Origin of the sequence: Streptomyces sp. NBC_01232 (assembly GCF_035989885.1) — a bacterium.
In the GTDB taxonomy this organism is placed as follows: Bacteria; Actinomycetota; Actinomycetes; order Streptomycetales; family Streptomycetaceae; genus Streptomyces.
The window spans coordinates 5,110,619-5,126,965 of record NZ_CP108518.1 but is presented as its reverse complement, the minus strand read 5'-3'; the positions used below and the strand labels follow the sequence as shown (position 1 = coordinate 5,126,965).

The 16,347-nt window shown below is 72.6% G+C and carries 16 protein-coding genes and 1 riboswitch; of the genes, 6 read left to right on the top strand and 10 right to left on the bottom strand.

From position 1 onward, the window contains the following. Positions 1 to 84: 84 nt before the first annotated feature. The 3 genes from OG444_RS23825 to OG444_RS23815 all read left to right on the top strand — a co-directional run bounded on the left by OG444_RS23825 (position 85) and on the right by OG444_RS23815 (position 3,061). Positions 85 to 1,323 (top strand): D-alanyl-D-alanine carboxypeptidase family protein, encoded by a 1,239-nt coding sequence (locus OG444_RS23825; RefSeq protein WP_327264085.1) that lies wholly within the window; start codon positions 85 to 87, stop codon positions 1,321 to 1,323. A gap of 343 nt (positions 1,324 to 1,666) precedes the next feature. Beyond that, on the top strand, positions 1,667 to 2,575 hold the full coding sequence (locus tag OG444_RS23820) for a hypothetical protein (RefSeq protein WP_327264084.1): 909 nt from the start codon (positions 1,667 to 1,669) through the stop codon (positions 2,573 to 2,575). 57 nt (positions 2,576 to 2,632) lie between these two features. Then, on the top strand, positions 2,633 to 3,061 hold the full coding sequence (locus OG444_RS23815) for a hypothetical protein (protein ID WP_327264083.1): 429 nt from the start codon (positions 2,633 to 2,635) through the stop codon (positions 3,059 to 3,061). A gap of 75 nt (positions 3,062 to 3,136) precedes the next feature. Here OG444_RS23815 and OG444_RS23810 read toward each other — a convergent pair whose 3' ends face one another. The 4 genes from OG444_RS23810 to glyA form a co-directional block, all read right to left on the bottom strand. Then, a complete protein-coding gene (locus OG444_RS23810; RefSeq protein WP_327264082.1) occupies positions 3,137 to 4,072 on the bottom strand; it encodes a YihY/virulence factor BrkB family protein in 936 nt (311 codons plus the stop codon). A gap of 190 nt (positions 4,073 to 4,262) precedes the next feature. Continuing rightward, positions 4,263 to 4,895: a 2'-5' RNA ligase family protein gene (locus tag OG444_RS23805; RefSeq protein ID WP_327264081.1), complete on the bottom strand. Its 633-nt coding sequence runs from the start codon at positions 4,893 to 4,895 to the stop codon at positions 4,263 to 4,265. A 97-nt stretch (positions 4,896 to 4,992) separates the two neighbouring features. Next, positions 4,993 to 6,006, bottom strand: coding sequence for a tryptophan--tRNA ligase (gene trpS, locus OG444_RS23800; protein ID WP_327264080.1), 1,014 nt, complete (start codon positions 6,004 to 6,006; stop codon positions 4,993 to 4,995). Positions 6,007 to 6,145: 139 nt separating this feature from the next. Next, positions 6,146 to 7,414, bottom strand: a complete 1,269-nt coding sequence (glyA, locus tag OG444_RS23795) for a serine hydroxymethyltransferase (protein WP_327264079.1) — start codon at positions 7,412 to 7,414, stop codon at positions 6,146 to 6,148. Positions 7,415 to 7,448: 34 nt separating this feature from the next. Then, positions 7,449 to 7,539, bottom strand: a riboswitch (ZMP/ZTP riboswitch). A gap of 131 nt (positions 7,540 to 7,670) precedes the next feature. On the opposite strand from glyA, the gene rocD reads away from it, so the two are divergent. Then, positions 7,671 to 8,876, top strand: coding sequence for an ornithine--oxo-acid transaminase (rocD, locus tag OG444_RS23790; protein ID WP_327264078.1), 1,206 nt, complete (start codon positions 7,671 to 7,673; stop codon positions 8,874 to 8,876). Between the two features lie 16 nt (positions 8,877 to 8,892). Here the strand turns inward: rocD and OG444_RS23785 are convergent, their stop codons facing one another. Then, complete coding sequence (locus OG444_RS23785; RefSeq protein ID WP_327264077.1) at positions 8,893 to 10,095, bottom strand: glutathionylspermidine synthase family protein; 1,203 nt, start codon at positions 10,093 to 10,095, stop codon at positions 8,893 to 8,895. 8 nt (positions 10,096 to 10,103) lie between these two features. Continuing rightward, complete coding sequence (locus OG444_RS23780; protein ID WP_327264076.1) at positions 10,104 to 10,406, bottom strand: hypothetical protein; 303 nt, start codon at positions 10,404 to 10,406, stop codon at positions 10,104 to 10,106. A gap of 116 nt (positions 10,407 to 10,522) precedes the next feature. Here OG444_RS23780 and OG444_RS23775 point away from each other — a divergent pair, with 116 nt between their 5' ends. Then, positions 10,523 to 11,344, top strand: a complete 822-nt coding sequence (locus tag OG444_RS23775) for a hypothetical protein (protein WP_327266896.1) — start codon at positions 10,523 to 10,525, stop codon at positions 11,342 to 11,344. A gap of 123 nt (positions 11,345 to 11,467) precedes the next feature. On the opposite strand, the gene pdxR is transcribed toward OG444_RS23775, so the two are convergent. Then, positions 11,468 to 12,865, bottom strand: coding sequence for a MocR-like pyridoxine biosynthesis transcription factor PdxR (pdxR, locus tag OG444_RS23770; protein WP_327264075.1), 1,398 nt, complete (start codon positions 12,863 to 12,865; stop codon positions 11,468 to 11,470). Positions 12,866 to 12,912: 47 nt separating this feature from the next. Here pdxR and OG444_RS23765 point away from each other — a divergent pair, with 47 nt between their 5' ends. Next, positions 12,913 to 13,404 (top strand): carboxymuconolactone decarboxylase family protein, encoded by a 492-nt coding sequence (locus OG444_RS23765; protein ID WP_327264074.1) that lies wholly within the window; start codon positions 12,913 to 12,915, stop codon positions 13,402 to 13,404. Between the two features lie 17 nt (positions 13,405 to 13,421). Here the strand turns inward: OG444_RS23765 and OG444_RS23760 are convergent, their stop codons facing one another. The 3 genes from OG444_RS23760 to OG444_RS23750 are packed head-to-tail and all read right to left on the bottom strand — an operon-like array spanning position 13,422 to position 16,267. Beyond that, on the bottom strand, positions 13,422 to 14,174 hold the full coding sequence (locus tag OG444_RS23760; RefSeq protein WP_327264073.1) for a hypothetical protein: 753 nt from the start codon (positions 14,172 to 14,174) through the stop codon (positions 13,422 to 13,424). Between the two features lie 3 nt (positions 14,175 to 14,177). Next, positions 14,178 to 14,561 (bottom strand): hypothetical protein, encoded by a 384-nt coding sequence (locus tag OG444_RS23755; protein ID WP_327264072.1) that lies wholly within the window; start codon positions 14,559 to 14,561, stop codon positions 14,178 to 14,180. Then, a complete protein-coding gene (locus tag OG444_RS23750) occupies positions 14,558 to 16,267 on the bottom strand; it encodes a hypothetical protein (RefSeq protein ID WP_327264071.1) in 1,710 nt (569 codons plus the stop codon). Before OG444_RS23750 ends, OG444_RS23755 begins: the two co-directional genes overlap by 4 nt. Positions 16,268 to 16,347: the final 80 nt, after the last annotated feature.

The following is a 16,347-nucleotide window of genomic DNA, read 5'->3' as shown; positions in this document are numbered from 1 at the left end:
CGGGGTGGGCTGTCCCGGGGGTGGTTGCCGCCGATTGGCCGGTCAGCGACGCTGTCCAGCTCATCGGCATGTACTTTCACCTGCGTGTCTGCCAAGAAGACCGCGCTGTCGGTCCTTTCCGCCGCGTTGCTGGTCCCCGCCCTGCTGGCGGCCCCCGCACATGCCGCGCCGACCCCGCCGGCCGACGGAAAGGCCCAGCCGCCCAAGGCCCCGGCGCCCGCGCCGCCCGTCTCGATGTCCACGGTCGGCGGCTCCCTGCTCGGACAGCCCGGGACCCAGGTGAACCTGCTGCCCGGCGCGCCCGCCCTGCCGGCGAACCTCACCGGGCGGTCGTGGATCGTGGCGGACGCCGAGTCCGGCGAGGTGCTGGCCGCGCACAACGCGCACTGGCGGCTGCCCCCGGCCTCGACCATGAAGATGCTCTTCGCGGACACCGTGCTGCCGAACCTGCCCAAGGAGCAGGTCCACAAGGTCACCGACAAGGACATGGAGGGCGTGGGCTCGGGCAGCAGCCTGGTCGGGGTCAAGGAGGACCTCGAGTACTCCGTCCACGACCTGTGGCTCGGGGTGTTCCTGCGGTCGGGGAACGACGCCGTGCATGTGCTTTCGGCCATGAACGGCGGCGTCGAGAAGACCGTCAAGGACATGCAGGCCCACGCCGAGGAGCTGCAGGCCCTCGACACGCACGTGGTGTCCCCCGACGGGTACGACGCCCCCGAGCAGGTGTCGAGCGCGTACGACCTGACGCTGATCGCCCGCTCCGGACTGCAGAAGCACGACTTCAGGGAGTACTGCGGCACCGTGAGCGCGAAGTTCCCCGGGCTGCAGGAGGCCGGGAAGCCGCGGGACCACTTCGAGATCCAGAACACCAACCGGCTGATGACCGGTGCGGGCGGCATCACCCCCTACAAGGGCATCGCCGGGGTCAAGAACGGCAACACCACCATGGCCGGTTCCACCTTCACCGGCGCCGCGCAGCAGGGCGAGAGGAAGCTGCTGGTCACGGTGATGAACCCGAACGCGGGCGGCGCGAACTCGGTCTACGAGGAGACCGCAGCGCTCTTCGACTGGGGTTTCGCGGCCGCCGGGAAGGTCAAGCCGGTGGGTGAGCTCGTCCCGCCGAAGAGCGCGGACACCTCCTCGCACGGCTCCCCGGCCCAGTCGCACGAGAACAACCCGTCGGCCGGCAAGGGCTCCGGCGGCGGTGCGGGCACCGCGCTGGGCGTCGCGGGCGGTGCACTGGCCGTACTGGCGGGCGGCGCCTTCGTGATCAACCGCCGCTGGCCCCGCGGCCGCCGCGGCCGGGGCGAAGAACTGGTCTGAGGTCACCCGGCCGGCCCGCCCCCTTCCCGCCGTACCCACCGCCCCCCGGCAGCGCCACCGGCCGGGGGGCGTTCGTATGCCCTCGTCCGCCGCGGCCGGCCCGGGGGACCGTCCCCTAACCGGCTTCCCGGGCCCGCACCACCTATCAACTCACAGGTTCACCGGAGGACTTCGGCACGGTTGGCTCACTCCTGTCGGCAAGGCGCCCACGGGAAGGGGGTCCTCCCATGCGGAGGAGATGGCTGGCCGTCGTCACGGCCGACGGCACGGTCCCGGCGGGGAATCCCGCCGAGCACGGCGACGTCGTCCGCACGGGGGTCGGGTCGACGCCGGCGAGCGCTCCGTGCTGAACACCGCCCGGCGGAACTGGATCTCCGTCTCCCTCGCGGCCGGCGTCGCACTGCTCGCAGTGGCGGCCTGGACCGCCCTCCCGGCGGACGGCGCCGCGCAGCGGGCCCCGGTGCGCGCGGTGGACGCCGCCGAGCTGGACCTGCTGCACACCGCGGGAGAACTGCTCGTACGGGACTGCATGCGGGCGCAGGGGTTCTCGTACTGGCCGGTGCCGCGCGTGCCGCACCCGGACCTGCGGGACTTCCCGTACGGCGTGGACGACGTGGACTGGGCCCGCAGCCACGGCTTCGGGCGCGGGATCGAGCGCCTGCTGGACGAGGAGGCGGTGTCGGGCCCGGCCGGGCAGTACGAACGCGGCCTCTCCGCCGGGCAGCGGGATGCCAGGGGCGCCGCCCTGCTGGGTCCGGATGCGCGGGGGCTGGAGGTCGAGAGTCCGCTCGGCGGCACCCTCGGCCACAGCGACCGCGGCTGTGTCACCGAGTCCTGGCGGCAGCTCTACGGGGACGTGCGTCTGTGGTACCGCTCCAGCGAGACGGTGAACCAGCTCGCCGCGGTGCGCACCGGCCGGGTCAACCAGGACCCCGCCTTCCGCACGTCGCTCGCCGCCTGGAGCGAGTGCGTCGGCCGCCGTGGTCATCCGGCCGGGCACCCGGTGCGCCAGCGCGAGGAACAGCTGGCGCGGACCGGCCCGGAGGCCGAGGCGCAGGACGTGCCGATGGCGGCCGCCCAGGCCGAGTGCGCCCGCTCGAGCGGGCTTGCCGACACCGCGCAGGACCTGCACCGGCGTCTTTCGGACAAGATCCGCTCCGACAACCGGGCCGCCTTCGACGCCATGCGTCGGATGCAGGTGGCGGCCCTGCCCACAGCTCGCGATGTGGTCGCCCGGCTGTCCGGGACCTGACATCGCGTACCGCCGACCGGCGGTGAACCACGCACAGCACGACTGGGAGGGAACACCATGAACAAGCTCAGGACGCTCCTCGCGGGGATCGCGATCGCCGGTGCGGCGGTCGTGGCCGTTCCGACCGCGGCGCAGGCCGACGGCGGCTGCGGCAGCGGCAACTTCTGTGCCTACTCGGACGACGCCAACTACCTCTACCAGGAGGGCGGCAACTCGTCCTCGTGGCCGGGCCAGGTCAAGAACAAGGCCGACTGGGTCCGCAACTCCGGCATCCCTTCCGGCCGCCACCACGTCAACATCTACTGGGGTGACAACCACACCGGCGCCTACGCCTGCATCGGCTACGGCACGGAGTGGAACCTGCGCGGCAACGCGCAGAAGTACAGCTGGACCCGCAACGGGGACAACCGCGGTCTGGGCGAGAAGGTCCACGACAACTCCGCCTCGCACCGCTGGGTGTACGGCTGCGGCAACGGCACCTGGTAGGGCGTCCCGTCACCCGGGATCCAGTGGCGCACCGGGCCCCACACCGGTGCGCCACCGGCGCGGCCGGCCGTCGCTTCAGCGGCTGCCGGAGGCCTCCGGTGCGACGGCCGGAGGGGCGGCGGGAGGGGCGGCCGGCGGGTCTTCCGTCCCGTCGCCGTCCGCGTCGTCGCGGGTCGCCGTCCAGGAGGAGACGAACAGCAGCAGTTTCGCCATGAAGTTGATCCAGAGCAGCAGGGCGATCGGCACGCCGAAGGCCCCGTACATGCTCTTCGCGGCGACCTCCCGCATATAGCCGCTGAGCAGCAGTTTCAGCAGTTCGAAGCCGGCCGCGCCGATGAGGGCCGCCTGGATCAGGCGGCCGCGGGGCGGTTCGACGCCCGGGAGCAGGGTCAGGACGTAGAGGAGCAGCAGGAACGCGGCCACGACGCCGACGAGGAAGGCGAAGGAGCGGAGCAGCGCGCCGCCCGCGCCCTCGCGCGGGATGTCCAGCCATTCGGCGGTCTTCCCGACCGCGCTGGATCCGAGGATGGAGGCGGCGGCGGAGGCCAGGCCCACTCCGCCGAGGCCGAGGAGGACGAGCCCGTCCTTGCCCTTGCGGACGATCGGGTTCCCGTCGTCCTCGTCGTCCTTGTCCCAGACCGCGCGCAGGCAGTCCCGCATGGAGCCCACCCAGCTGACACCGGTGACGAGCAGGAGGGCGCCGGCGACGAGACCGACCGTGCCGGCGTTGTCGACGAGTCCCCCGATGTTGAGCTGGTCGGAGATGCCCGGGACCTGTTCGGCGAGGTTCTTCTCCAGCCGGTCCAGCTGCTCCGGGCTGAGCAGCGCCGCGCCGATCGCGGCGGCCACGGTGATCAGCGGAAAGAGCGCGAGGAAGCTGATGAAGGTGATGGCTGCGGCGAGGCGGGTCCAGTGCACGCGGTCGAGGCGTTCGTACGAATGCCACGCGTGCGTCCGCATCAGACGGACCGCGAGCGGCCCGATCACCGGGAGTTTCGTCAGCCAGTCCATGGGGTCACCGTAATTCAGCCGCCGGAAATAGCCGGGATTGCCGCTTCCGGCGGCTACGGTCGTCGATTGTGACTTTTCCCGAAACGCGCCCTACGGGTCGCCCGTTCCACACCCTGGTCCTGCGAAGGCTGAGATTCCGTGCCCGGCGCATCGCCCGGCTTCCCCTGCCCCTGGGTCTGCGCCCGCTCCGTCAGGACGGCGGGACGGTCGCCCCCGCGGCCTCGGCTGCCCCTGCGGCCCCGGCCGCCTCTCCGGCCTGGTCACCGGGTGAGCCCGCCTGCGCCGGGACGCAGGCCGGTCCGTTCCCGAACGGGTACTCGCGCAGCTTGCGCCAGACCCCGTCCGAGCCCTGCTCGTAGAGCGCGAAGCCCTCGCACAGCCACTCGGCGCCGTACTCGGCGAGGGTCGTGAACGCGAGGTCCATCGCCTCCTCGGAGATCCCGTGGGCGACCGTGACGTGCGGGTGGTACGGGAACGCCAGCTCGCGGTCGAGCGGCCCGTGGGGGTCGCGGACCTCGCTCTGCAGGCGGGTGCAGCCCTCGGCCCCTTCGGCGATCCTGACGAAGACGACGGGCGAGAGGGGGCGGAAGGTTCCGGTGCCGGCCAGCCGCATCCGGAAGGACCGGAAGGCGGCCGCGACCTCGACCAGGTGGGCCCTGATCGCGGGGAGCCGGTCCGCCTCCACCTCGGTGGGCGGGACGAGGGTGACATGCGTGGGGATGCCGTGCGCGGCCGCGTCCCCGAAGCCCGCGCGCAGCTCCTGGAGCTGGCTGCCGTACGGCTCCGGGACCGCGATCGAAACGCCGAGCGTTACGGTCCCCACGTATCTCTCCTCCGCTTGTCGCTGTGGACTGCTGCCGCCCCAGTGTGGCGGCAGCACCCCCGTTCGTGCCAGGTCTCTCTGTCCGTAGTTGCGTTCGTCAGTGCTTGGCGGGCAGCAGACCGAGGCTGTCGTAGGCCTGCGCGAGCGTCTCGGCGGCGACCGCTCGGGCCTTCTCCGCGCCCTTGGCCAGGATGGAGTCCAGCGTCTCGGGGTCGTCCAGGTATTCCTGGGTGCGCTTCTTGAACGGTGTGACGAAATCGACCATCACGCCGGCCAGGTCGGTCTTCAGCGCGCCGTAGCCCTTGCCCTCGTACTTCGCCTCCAGCTCGGAGATCGTCTCGCCCGTGAGGGTGGAGTAGATCGTGAGCAGGTTGCTGACGCCGGGCTTCTTCTCGGAGTCGAAGCGGACCTCCGCCTCGGTGTCCGTGACCGCGCTCTTGATCTTCTTCTCGGTGACCTTGGGCTCGTCGAGGAGGTTGATCAGGCCCTTGGGGGACGAGGCGGACTTCGACATCTTGATCGCCGGGTCCTGGAGGTCGTAGATCTTCGCGACCTCCTTGACGATGTGCGCGGCGGGGAGGGTGAAGGTCCGGCCGTAGCGCTGGTTGAAGCGCTCCGCCAGGTCGCGGGTCAGCTCGATGTGCTGGCGCTGGTCCTCGCCGACGGGGACCGCGTTCGCCTGGTACAGCAGGATGTCGGCGACCTGCAGGATCGGGTACGTGAACAGGCCGACAGTGGCGTTGTTGACGCCGCCCTTGGCGGACTTGTCCTTGAACTGGGTCATCCGGCTGGCCTCGCCGAAACCGGTGATGCAGTTCATGACCCAGCCGAGCTGGGCGTGCTCGGGCACGTGGCTCTGGACGAAGAGCGTGCAGCGCTCGGGGTCCAGGCCGGCGGCCAGCAGCTGGGCGGCGGAGAGGCGGGTGTTCGCGCGCAGTTCCTTCGGATCCTGCGGCACGGTGATCGCGTGCAGGTCGACCACCATGTAGAAGGCGTCGTGCGTCTCCTGCAGGGCGACGTACTGGCGGATGGCTCCGAGGTAGTTCCCGAGGTGGAACGAGCCGGAGGTGGGCTGGATGCCGGAGAGCGCGCGAGGACGATCAGAAGCCATGCCCCCATTCTCTCAGGTGCGGGGGCGGGCCCGTGCCCGCCCGATGCCCCCGTCGCACCTTCGCCCCGAGCGCCGGGCGGGCCGGATCGTCCGGCTCCGCCGGCGTCCGGGGCCCGAGCCCCGGACGCCGGGCCGCAGGTCAGGCGAGCGGCAGGCCTGGGGCGGGGAAGGCCGCCATCAGATCCGTGACCTCCGCGCGGATCGCGGCGAGGGCCTGCTCGTCGCCCTTGGCGGCGGCGTCGACCGCGCGCGAGATCCAGTCGGCCACGACCGGCATGTGCGCGGCGGACAGGCCCCGCGAGGTCAGCGAGGGAGTGCCGATCCGGATGCCCGACGGGTCGAACGGCTTGCGGGGGTCGAACGGCACCGTGTTGTAGTTCACGACGATGCCCGCCCGGTCCAGGGCCTTGGCCGCGATCTTGCCCGGCACGTCCTTGCCGGTCAGGTCGATCAGGATCAGGTGGTTGTCCGTACCGCCCGAGACCAGGTCGAAGCCCTTCTGGAGCAGCTCCGCGGCAAGCGCCTTGGCATTGGCGACGACCTGGTGCGCGTACGCCGTGAAGGACGGCTGGGCCGCCTCGTGCAGCGCCACCGCGATACCGGCCGTCGTCTGGTTGTGCGGGCCGCCCTGGAGGCCCGGGAAGACCGCCTTGTCGATCGCCTTCGCGTGCTCCTCCCGGCACATCAGCATCGCGCCCCGCGGACCGCGCAGGGTCTTGTGCGTGGTGGTGGAGACGACGTCGACGTGGTCCGCCGGGGACGGGTGCGCGCCGCCCGCGATCAGGCCCGCGATGTGGGCCACGTCCGCGACCAGGATCGAGCCCGCCTCCTTGGCGATCTCGGCGAAGGCGGCGAAGTCGATGGTCCTCGGCAGGGCGGTACCGCCGCAGAAGATCAGCTTGGGCCGCTCGGCCAGGGCCAGCTCGCGCACCGCGTCGTAGTCGATCAGCCCGGTGTCCTGGCGGACGCCGTACTGGACGCCCCGGAACCAGGAGCCCGTCGCCGAGACGCCCCAGCCGTGGGTGAGGTGCCCGCCCATCGGCAGGGCCATGCCCATCACGGTGTCGCCCGGCTTCGCGAAGGCCAGGTACACGGCCAGGTTCGCCGGCGAGCCGGAGTACGGCTGCACGTTCGCGTGGTCCACGCCGAACAGGCCCTTGGCCCGCTCCACGGCCAGCGCCTCGACGCGGTCGATGTTCTGCTGGCCCTCGTAGTAGCGGCGGCCGGGATAGCCCTCGCTGTACTTGTTCTGCAGCACGGTGCCAGAGGCCTCGAGGACGGCCGCGGACACGTAGTTCTCACTGGGGATCAGGCGCAGGGTCTGCGCCTGCAGTACTTCCTCCGCCGCGACGAAGGACGCCAGCTCGGGGTCGGCGGCGAGAAGGGCGGGATGGCGGCTCGCGGACATGGCGGGCTCCTCCGGGGTCGATGTGATCGGTACCCCGCGAGGCCCAGGCGAGCGGCCCTGAATGCGGTCGAGCGCGCACGACTCCCCCGGAGTTGGTTCTCCGTACGCCAGTCGCCGTGCGTACCGCACACCTTAGCGGGCGCGCCGCGAACGATGTTTCTGCGTCCGGGATACGAGCGACGATAAGAAGGTGACGCCACCCTCGTCACCGCTTCACCCGGCGCTACACCCGGCCAGACGGACGATCGGAGACCCCGTGTCGACAACAGCTGATGCCATCCGCTCCGCAGACGCGCACAGCGCGCACAACTACCATCCGCTGCCCTTGGTCGTCGCCTCCGCGGAAGGCGCGTGGATGACCGATGTCGAGGGCCGCAGATACCTCGACATGCTCGCCGGTTACTCGGCCCTCAACTTCGGTCACGGCAACCGCCGGCTGATCGATGCCGCCCGGGCCCAGCTGGAACGGGTCACGCTCACCTCACGCGCCTTCCACCACGACCGCTTCGCCGACTTCTGTACCGAGCTCGCCGCGCTGTGCGGCAAGGACATGGTGCTCCCCATGAACACGGGCGCGGAGGCCGTGGAGACGGCGGTGAAGACCGCCCGCAAGTGGGGCTACGAGGTCAAGGGCGTCCCGGACGGGCACGCCAAGATCGTGGTCGCCGCCGACAACTTCCACGGCCGGACCACGACGATCGTGTCCTTCTCCACGGACCACGAGGCCCGCGACCACTTCGGCCCGTACACGCCGGGCTTCGAGATCGTTCCGTACGGGGACCTCACCGCGCTGGCCCACGCCGTCACCGAGAACACCGTGGCCGTGCTGCTGGAGCCGATCCAGGGCGAGGCGGGGGTGCTGGTGCCGCCGGCCGGGTACCTGAGCGGCGTGCGGGAGCTGACCCGCGAGCGGAACGTCCTGTTCATGGCGGACGAGATCCAGTCGGGTCTGGGGCGCACCGGGCGGACCTTCGCGTGCGAGCACGAGGGGGTCGTCCCGGACGTCTACATCCTCGGCAAGGCGCTCGGCGGCGGCGTGGTGCCGGTGTCCGCCGTCGTCGCCGACCGGGACGTGCTCGGGGTGTTCCGCCCCGGGGAGCACGGGTCCACCTTCGGCGGGAACCCGCTCGCGTGCGCGGTCGCCCTGGAGGTGATCGCGATGCTGCGGACCGGCGAGTTCCAGGGCCGCGCCACCGAGCTGGGCGAGCACCTGCACCGGGAACTGAACCTGCTGATCGGCGGCGGCGCGGTGACCGCCGTGCGCGGGCGCGGGCTGTGGGCGGGCGTGGACATCGACCCCTCGCGCGGCACCGGCCGGGAGATCTCCGAGAAGCTGATGGAGCTCGGGGTGCTCGTGAAGGACACGCACGGGTCGACGATCCGGATCGCCCCGCCGCTGGTGATCAGCAAGGAGGACCTGGACTGGGGCCTGGACCAGCTCCGGTCGGTGCTGGGCGCGTAGGCCCCGTCCGTGCGGGTCAGAGGATGACGTGGGGCAGGAAGCGGGCGTACTCGTCCGTGACCGGCCCCGCCGATTCCCGGATGCCGAGCCCCGCCGCCTCGTCCTCGACGACCCACGCGCCGAGCACCACCCGGTTGCCGTCGAAGTCGGGCAGCGGGGCCAGGCCCTGGAAGCAGTACCGCTCCCCCTCCTCCGGTGCGAAGGGCACGCCGTCCTCGCCCGCCTCGTGGAGGGTGACCCCCGCGCCCTCACGGCCGAGGAGGGGCTTGGTCACGTACCCGGCGGACCCGGGGGCGGCCAGTTCGCGCGGGCCGTCGAGGTAGGCGGGCAGCAGGTTGGGGTGGTCCGGGAAGAGCTCCCACAGGATCGCGAGCAGCGCCTTGTTGGACAGCAGCATCTTCCAAAGGGGTTCGATCCAGCAGGTGGTGCCGGAGCCGCCGCCGTGGTCGTACGTACCGAGGACCTGCGGGCCGAACTCGTCCGTCGCCAGCCACTCCCACGGGTAGAGCTTGAAGCAGGAGCGGATGAAGCGGAGCTTCTCGTCCACGAACCGGCCGGAGAGGCTGTCCCAGCCGATCTGCTCGACGGACAGCGCCTGGGTGTCCAGGCCGGCCTGCTCGGCGGTCTCCTGGAGGTAGGCGACCGTCATCAGGTCCTCACCGAGCTCGTCGGTCTCGGAGTGCGCGAAGTGCAGCGGGCCGGGCGGGAGCAGCTCGGCCTGGCGCCGCCAGGCGTCGACGAGGCGCTCGTGGAGGGAGTTCCACTGGTCGGCGCCGGGGAAGCGCTCCTCCATCCAGAACCACTGCGGGCTCGCCGCCTCCACCAGGGAGGTGGGGGTGTCGGCGTTGTACTCCAGCATCTTGGCCGGGCTGCCGGTGCCGTCGTAGCGCAGGTCGAAGCGCCCGTAGAGGGAGGGCTGCTCGGCGCGGCGCCGCCACGACTCGGCGATCAGCGCCGCCAGCTTCGGGTCGGTGATGCCGAGGTCGGCGAAGCGGTCGTGCTCGACGATGTGCGCGGCCGCGGCCAGGCACATGGCGTGCAGCTCCTCGACGACGTTCTCCAGGGCCTCGACCTCGGGGAGCGAGAAGGAGTAGTACGCGCTCTCGTCCCAGTAGGGGCGCAGCGAGTCGTCGGGGTAGCGGGTGAGGGGGTAGATCACCCCCTGCTCCTCGACGGTCTTCTGCCAGCCGGGACGGGGTTCGATGGTGTGCCGCTGCATGGTGCCGGTCAGCCGCCGCTGGAGCCGGAGCTCTTGTGGCCGCCGATGCCGCCGCGGGTGACGGCGGACTTGTCGAAGCTGCCGCCGGAGACCTTGCCGGCGGCGACGTGGCCGCCGTAGTAGTAGGCGCCGGTGCCGCCGCTCTTGCACTCCTTGTTGTTCAGGTGCTGCAACGTGGAGCGGGAGGCACAGCGCTTGTCCGGTTCGTCGCTGCTGCCGCAGGCCACGAGCGTGGCCGCGAGCAGGCCCATGCCGCCGAGGGCGACCGCGCCGGAGCGCATACGGCGCTGATTGGTGCTGCTGCTGTCCATGTCTGCTGTTCCCCCTGAGGCCTCGCGTACTGCCGACAGAGTAGAGCGGGGTCCCCGGCCGATGGAATCCGGCCGTCGTGAGATCCGTGACCTAGAGTCAGTTCGTGCTCATTGGGATGATTTGCGCGCTCGGTGCGGCGGTCTGCTTCGGTACGGCGTCGGTCCTGCAGGCGGTCGCGGCGCGGTCGGCGGAGCCGGGCACGGGGTCCGGGGTGGACACGGCGCTGTTCCTGCGGGCGGTGCGGCAGTGGCGGTACCTGGCGGGTCTCGGCCTGGACGGAGCCGGCTTCGTGCTCCAGATCATCGCGCTGCGGCACATCCCGATCTACGCGGTGGGGGCGGCGCTGGCGGCCAGCCTGGCGGTGACGGCGGTGGTCGCGGCGCGGCTGCTGCGGGTGCGGCTGTCCCGGACCGAGTGGGCCGCGGTGGCGGTGGTGTGCGCGGGGCTGCTGATGCTGGGGCTGTCCGCCGGGGAGGAGGGCACCGGGACCGGGTCGCTGGCGCTGAAGCTGGGACTGCTGGCGGTGGCGGGGCTGGTGCTGCTGGTCGGGGTGTTCGCGGGGCGGCTGCCGGACGGGCCGCGGGCGCTGGTCCTGGGTCTTGCGGCGGGCACGGGCTTCGGGGTGGTGGAGGTCTCGGTGCGGCTCATCGACTCCCCCTGGGACCTGCGCAACCCGGCCCTGTACGCCCTCCTGCTGGGCGGCGGTGCGGCCTTCCTGCTCCTCACCTCGGCACTCGCGCGCGGCTCGGTGACGGTGGCCACGGCGGGCATGGTGCTCGGCGAGACGGTCGGCCCGGCGGTGGTGGGCGTGGCCTGGCTCGGCGACAGCACCCGCGAGGGCCTGGCCTGGCTGGCGGTGACGGGTTTCGCGGTGGCGGTCGCCGGCTCCCTGGCCCTGGCCCGCTTCGGCGAACCGTCGGCCCCGACGGAGCAATGACCGCGGCCGCGCATGCCGGAATTCCGCCCCGCCCCGCCACCCACTCAGCCCCGCCACCCACTCAGCCCCGCCGGCGTTTGAGGCGCGGGGTCCGGGGCGGCGCCCCGGCAACGGCGCCGCAGGTCACGGCAGGGCCGCCGCCAGGGCCGCCAGCGTCGGCGACCACGCACTGTCCGACGGCGTCCCGTACCCGACCACCACCGCGTCCCGCGGCAGCGCACCGGCCTCCGGGTGCCGGAAGCGACCCAGCCCGTGCAGGGCCAGGTCCTGCCAGGCCGCGGCCTGCAGCACCGACCGCTCCGTCCCCCCGGGCAGGTCCAGCACCGCGTGCAGCCCCGCCGCGATCCCCGAGACCGCCACCCGGTCCCCCACGGCCGCCACCAGCTCGTCCCGGCGCCGCCGGTACCGCAGCCGCATGCCGCGCACGTGGCGGTCGTAGGCCCCCGAGGTGATGAACTCCGCCAGCGTGAGCTGGTCCGGCGCGCCGCTCGCCCACTCCGTGGGTCCCTTGGCGGCCAGGACCTCCTCCAGCAGCCCCGGCGGGACCACCATCCAGCCCATCCGCAGCCCGGGGGCCAGGGACTTGCTGGCAGTGCCGAGGTACACCACCCGGTCGGGGTCCAGGCCCTGGAGCGCCCCGACCGGCTGGCGGTCGTAGCGGAACTCCCCGTCGTAGTCGTCCTCCAGGATCAGCCCGCCCGAGGTCCGGGCCCAGTCGACCGCGGCCGCCCGCCGCGCCGGGGTCAGGGCGACGCCCGTCGGGAACTGGTGCGCCGGGGTCAGCAGCACCGCGCCCGACGTCGCGGTCAGCTCCCCCGTCCGGGCCCCTTCCCCGTCCAGGCCCAGCGGGCGCGTCCGCAGTCCCGCCCCCACCAGCAGGTCCCGGTGGAAGTCCAGGCCGTACTCCTCCACCGCCACCTCCCGCACCCGCCGCGCCCGCAGTACGCCCGCCAGCAGCGCCAGCCCGTGCAGGAAGCCCGCGCAGAGCACGATGCGTTCGGGGTCCGCGTACACCCCGCGCGCCCGCGCCAAGTAGCCGGCGAGCGCCTGCCGCAGCTCGACGCGGCCGCGCGGGTCGGACGCGTACCCGAAGGCCTCGTTCGGCGCGTCGGTCAGGGCCCGGCGGGCCGCGGACAGCCAGGCCGCGCGCGGGAAGCCGCCCAGGTCCGGGGAGCCGGGGATCAGGCTGTACGCGGGCCCGGTGCGTGCGGGGCGCCGTACGGGAGCGGCCGCCGTCGAGGACCGGCGCGGGCGGGCCCGCTCCGCGACGCGGGTGCCGGAGCCCCGGCGGGCCGTCAGCCAGCCCTCCGCGACGAGCTCGGCGTACGCCTCGGCGACCGTGTTCCGGGCGATGCCCAGGTCGGCGGCGAGGGTCCTCGAGGACGGCAGCCGGGTGCCGGCAGCGAGCCGCCCGCTGCGCGCGGCCTCGCGCAGGGCCTCGGTGAGCCCGGCCCGCAGACCGCGTCCGGCGGTGAGGTCCAGATGCAGGTCGGCGCCGAAAGTGGCCCAAGGATCCGTCATGGATATGGACCATATCGGCGGGCCGCCTGCCGCCTACGGTGGATCACATGACGACCACCCACGCACACGCCCCCGAGCACACCCCGCGCATGCACATGGCGAAGCTCGCCCCCGAGGTCTACAAGGCCGTACTGGCCCTGGAGATCGCCTCCAGGAAGGGTCTGGAGCCGGCCCTGGTCGAGCTCGTCAAGATCCGGGCCTCCCAGCTCAACCACTGCGCCTTCTGCCTCGACATGCACACCAAGGACGCGATCGCCGCCGGTGAGAGCGTCGAGCGCATCGTCCAGCTGGGCGCCTGGGAGGAGTCGCGGCACTTCTACACCGAGAAGGAACTCGCGGCGATCGAGTTCACCGAGGCCGTCACCGTCCTGACGGACGGCTTCGTGCCCGACGAGGTCTACGAGAAGGCCGCCGGGCAGTTCGAGGAGCGCGAGCTGGCCCAGCTGATCGCCGTCATCGCGACCATCAACGTCTGGAACCGCTTCGGCGTCACCACCCGCATGGTGCCGGGCCACTACACCCCGGGCATGTACAAGTAGGGGCGGCCGGGGACCGGTCACTGCGGCCTGAACGACTCCACGGCCGCCGTCAGGTTCGCGCGCACCACCGTACCGTCCGAGGCCGGCCCTGCCGCCAGCAGCGCCCAGCGTCCGCCGTCCGGGGCGATGGTGATCCGCTCGATCCCGTGGCGGCGCCCGCCCGCCTCCTGGCTGTCGTACTCGTAGACCAGCTCGCAGGACTCCCCGGACACAGCTTCGACGGAGACCTCCCGGTAGCCGGGATTGGCGCCGAGGGCCCGGGAGGAGACCCGCAGCAGCTCGCACGCTCCAACGCTGTCCGGCTCGGTCACGCGGAAGATCTGGACCAGCGCGCTGCGGTCCCCGGGCCGGCGGTAGAAGGAACCGCTGCCGTTCTCGTCGTGGCTGCGCTCCCAGCCCGTGGGGACGGCCACCGAGAAGCCCGCGTCGTCGCGGACCACCGTGTAGGCCGGCGGGACCGAAGGGGAGGCGGACAGGGAGGGGGAAGCGGAGGCGGAGGCAGTGGTCGGTGCCCCGTCCGGTCCCGTGCCGGGCGACAGGTCGGGGGTGGCCGAGGCCGACGGGGCCGCGGCGGGTGGCTTCGGCTCCTCGTCGCGCAGGATCAGCCACCCCGCCACGGCGCAGCCGCCCACCACCGCGGCGCCGAGGGCCACCAGCAGCGGTACCTTCCACGGCCGGTCGCCGCCCGGCGGCGGGGGTGGCGGGGCCGGCTGGTCCGCCCATTCCCAGCGCTGCGACTGCGGGTTCCAGTGGGCGCCGCCGGTGGCCACCGGTCAGCTCCCCAGCGCGGCGAGCAGCCCGCCCAGGGCGGCGGCCGCGTTCACCGATTCCACCAGCGGGGCCCACCGCTGGAGCGCGCCGCGCAGCCGGGCGGGCAGGCCGGGCCGGATCTCGCCGGCCTCCTCCAGCTCGCCCGCGGCCTCGTCCAGTTCGGCGTCGAGCGCCGACCGGTCGGTGCTGCGGGGCAGGCGGACGAGCGCGGCGCGCAGCTCCCGTACGGCCTCCAGCAGTTCTGCCGGGCCCGGGGCGCCCTCGCCCGTGCCGTCGTGGTTGACGGTGGTGTTGGTGATGTTCGTGCCGCCGATGCTGAAGGCGCTGCCCTCGATCCGGTTGATCCGCACCTCACCGGTCCCCACGTTCTCCCCGTCCTGTGTCACTGCCCGTCTCCCCCATCCGTGTGGTGGCCCGTCCGGTTGTTGTGTCCGCTGCCGCCGACGCTGAACGCACTGTGGCTCACCGACTGGATGAACACCCCGCCCTCCGCCACGGTGACCGCCCGCTGCGCGAACTCCTCGGTGTGCCAGCCCGCTTCGTGCAGGGCGAGGGTCACGCCGCCGACGATCCGGTCCTGGATGGTCTTGAGGTACCGGTCCAGGTCCATCAGCTGGAACAGGGAGGCGTCCTCCTGCGCCGCGAGCTCGCGTACGGAGACGGCCGGCCCGGCCGGGAGCGCGCCGCCGTGGCCCTCCGTGGCGATCTGCCACGGGCCGCGGCTGCCGCCGGACAGGGTGCTGAGCGCCTTGGCGAGCGAGCGCGGGGCGTGCCGGAACGCCCAGACCGCCTTGGCGAAGGGGTTGTTCCGCAGGTACCGCCGGGCGATGTCGTCGGCCTCCTGGAACTGGGGCCGTACGGGCAGCAGCACGTGCGGCGCCACCTCCAGCATCAGCATCCCGCCCTGGGTGTGGACGCGTACGAAGACGGTGATGACGAGGTTCTCGTCCCAGCCGCCGACCCGTACCCGCAGGAAGTGGCGACGTCGTTCTCCGCCCTCCTCCACGGCCTGCGCCCGGTGCGCGTCGAACGCGTCGTCCGAGAGGTCCGGCTCGCGGCCGGCGGGCAGCCCGGAGGCCGGCAGGAACACGCACTCGTCGATGACCAGTTCCCGCAGCCGGTCCAGTACGGCCTGTTCCGCCTCCGGCGAGCCGTGCGGCGACGGGACGCGCAGGGCCTCCAGGCGCGGCCGGATCCGGGCCACGATCCGCTCGTTGTCCAGCGGTTCGGGCTCGGTCCCGTCCGTGCGGGGGCGCAGCTCGACCGACAGGTGCCAGGGCCGGTACGCCGCGCCGGCGCCGCAGAACGGATCGTCGACGTTGTAGATGACCAGCCTGCTGTGCTGGGTCCGCAGGATCCGGTCCCGGGCCTTGGCGAACCGCCTGCCGGAGGCGGGGTCGGCGTTCGGGTCGGCGTACCGGGCCCGGCTGAGCGACGTGCTGATGACGCGGGCGAAGTGGCCCCGCTGGAGGCCGACGACCAGGGTCAGCAGGGCGAAGACGATCAGGGCGGTCCAGGCGTACTGGGCTGCGATGTCGTAGCCGAGTTCGGGCAGCGTGGTGATCACGCTGAACGGCTCCCGCTCGATCCCGCGCAGCGTGTACTCGTAGACCACGAGCGAGTCGTCGGAGTCCCCGACGTTCGTCCGGCCCTGGAGTGCGCCCTGCAGCACGCCCAGTCCGACGCCGATGAGCAGCACGTAGCCGCAGCCGCGCAGGAGCAGTTCGAGGAAGCGGCTGCCGCGCGCCGTCGCGGCGCGGCGTCGCGCGATCCTCCCGGCCCCGCTCAGGAAGGCGGTCGGGAGGAGCAGGAAGAGCAGCAGCGGCTGGGCCAGCAGGAATCCGAGGCCCCAGACCGCCAGGACGCCCGAGGCCCAGGCGACTTCGGCGCGGCGGGCCTGGAGGGCGTGTGCGAGGACGCGGGCGGCGTCGAAGCCGTAGGAGGGCGCGACGAAGCGCTCCTCGTGGACATGGAGCTCCTGGACCACCCGGTCGCGGTACGCGGCGTCGAGATAGGTCCCGGCGCACAGCAGCCGCCCGGCTTCGCTGAGCGAAGGGTGCACAGGAGTTCTGTCGTCCGCAGTGCCTGTCACCGAATCCCCCTTTCGGTGTGCGGAGGGAAACCATAAGACGGTGATCAGGCACATGACAGGCTCGTTCGCGCCAAAAAGCC

Excerpts from the sequence above, each read along its gene's own strand:
- OG444_RS23815 (WP_327264083.1), top strand. The coding sequence starts at position 2,633 with ATGAACAAGCTCAGGACGCTCCTCGCGGGGATCGCGATCGCCGGTGCG.
- OG444_RS23810 (WP_327264082.1), bottom strand. The coding sequence starts at position 4,072 with ATGGACTGGCTGACGAAACTCCCGGTGATCGGGCCGCTCGCGGTCCGT.
- trpS (WP_327264080.1), bottom strand. The coding sequence starts at position 6,006 with ATGGCTTCTGATCGTCCTCGCGCGCTCTCCGGCATCCAGCCCACCTCC.
- glyA (WP_327264079.1), bottom strand. The coding sequence starts at position 7,414 with ATGTCCGCGAGCCGCCATCCCGCCCTTCTCGCCGCCGACCCCGAGCTG.
- OG444_RS23785 (WP_327264077.1), bottom strand. The coding sequence starts at position 10,095 with ATGCAGCGGCACACCATCGAACCCCGTCCCGGCTGGCAGAAGACCGTC.
- OG444_RS23780 (WP_327264076.1), bottom strand. The coding sequence starts at position 10,406 with ATGGACAGCAGCAGCACCAATCAGCGCCGTATGCGCTCCGGCGCGGTC.
- OG444_RS23775 (WP_327266896.1), top strand. The coding sequence starts at position 10,523 with ATGATTTGCGCGCTCGGTGCGGCGGTCTGCTTCGGTACGGCGTCGGTC.
- pdxR (WP_327264075.1), bottom strand. The coding sequence starts at position 12,865 with ATGACGGATCCTTGGGCCACTTTCGGCGCCGACCTGCATCTGGACCTC.
- OG444_RS23765 (WP_327264074.1), top strand. The coding sequence starts at position 12,913 with ATGACGACCACCCACGCACACGCCCCCGAGCACACCCCGCGCATGCAC.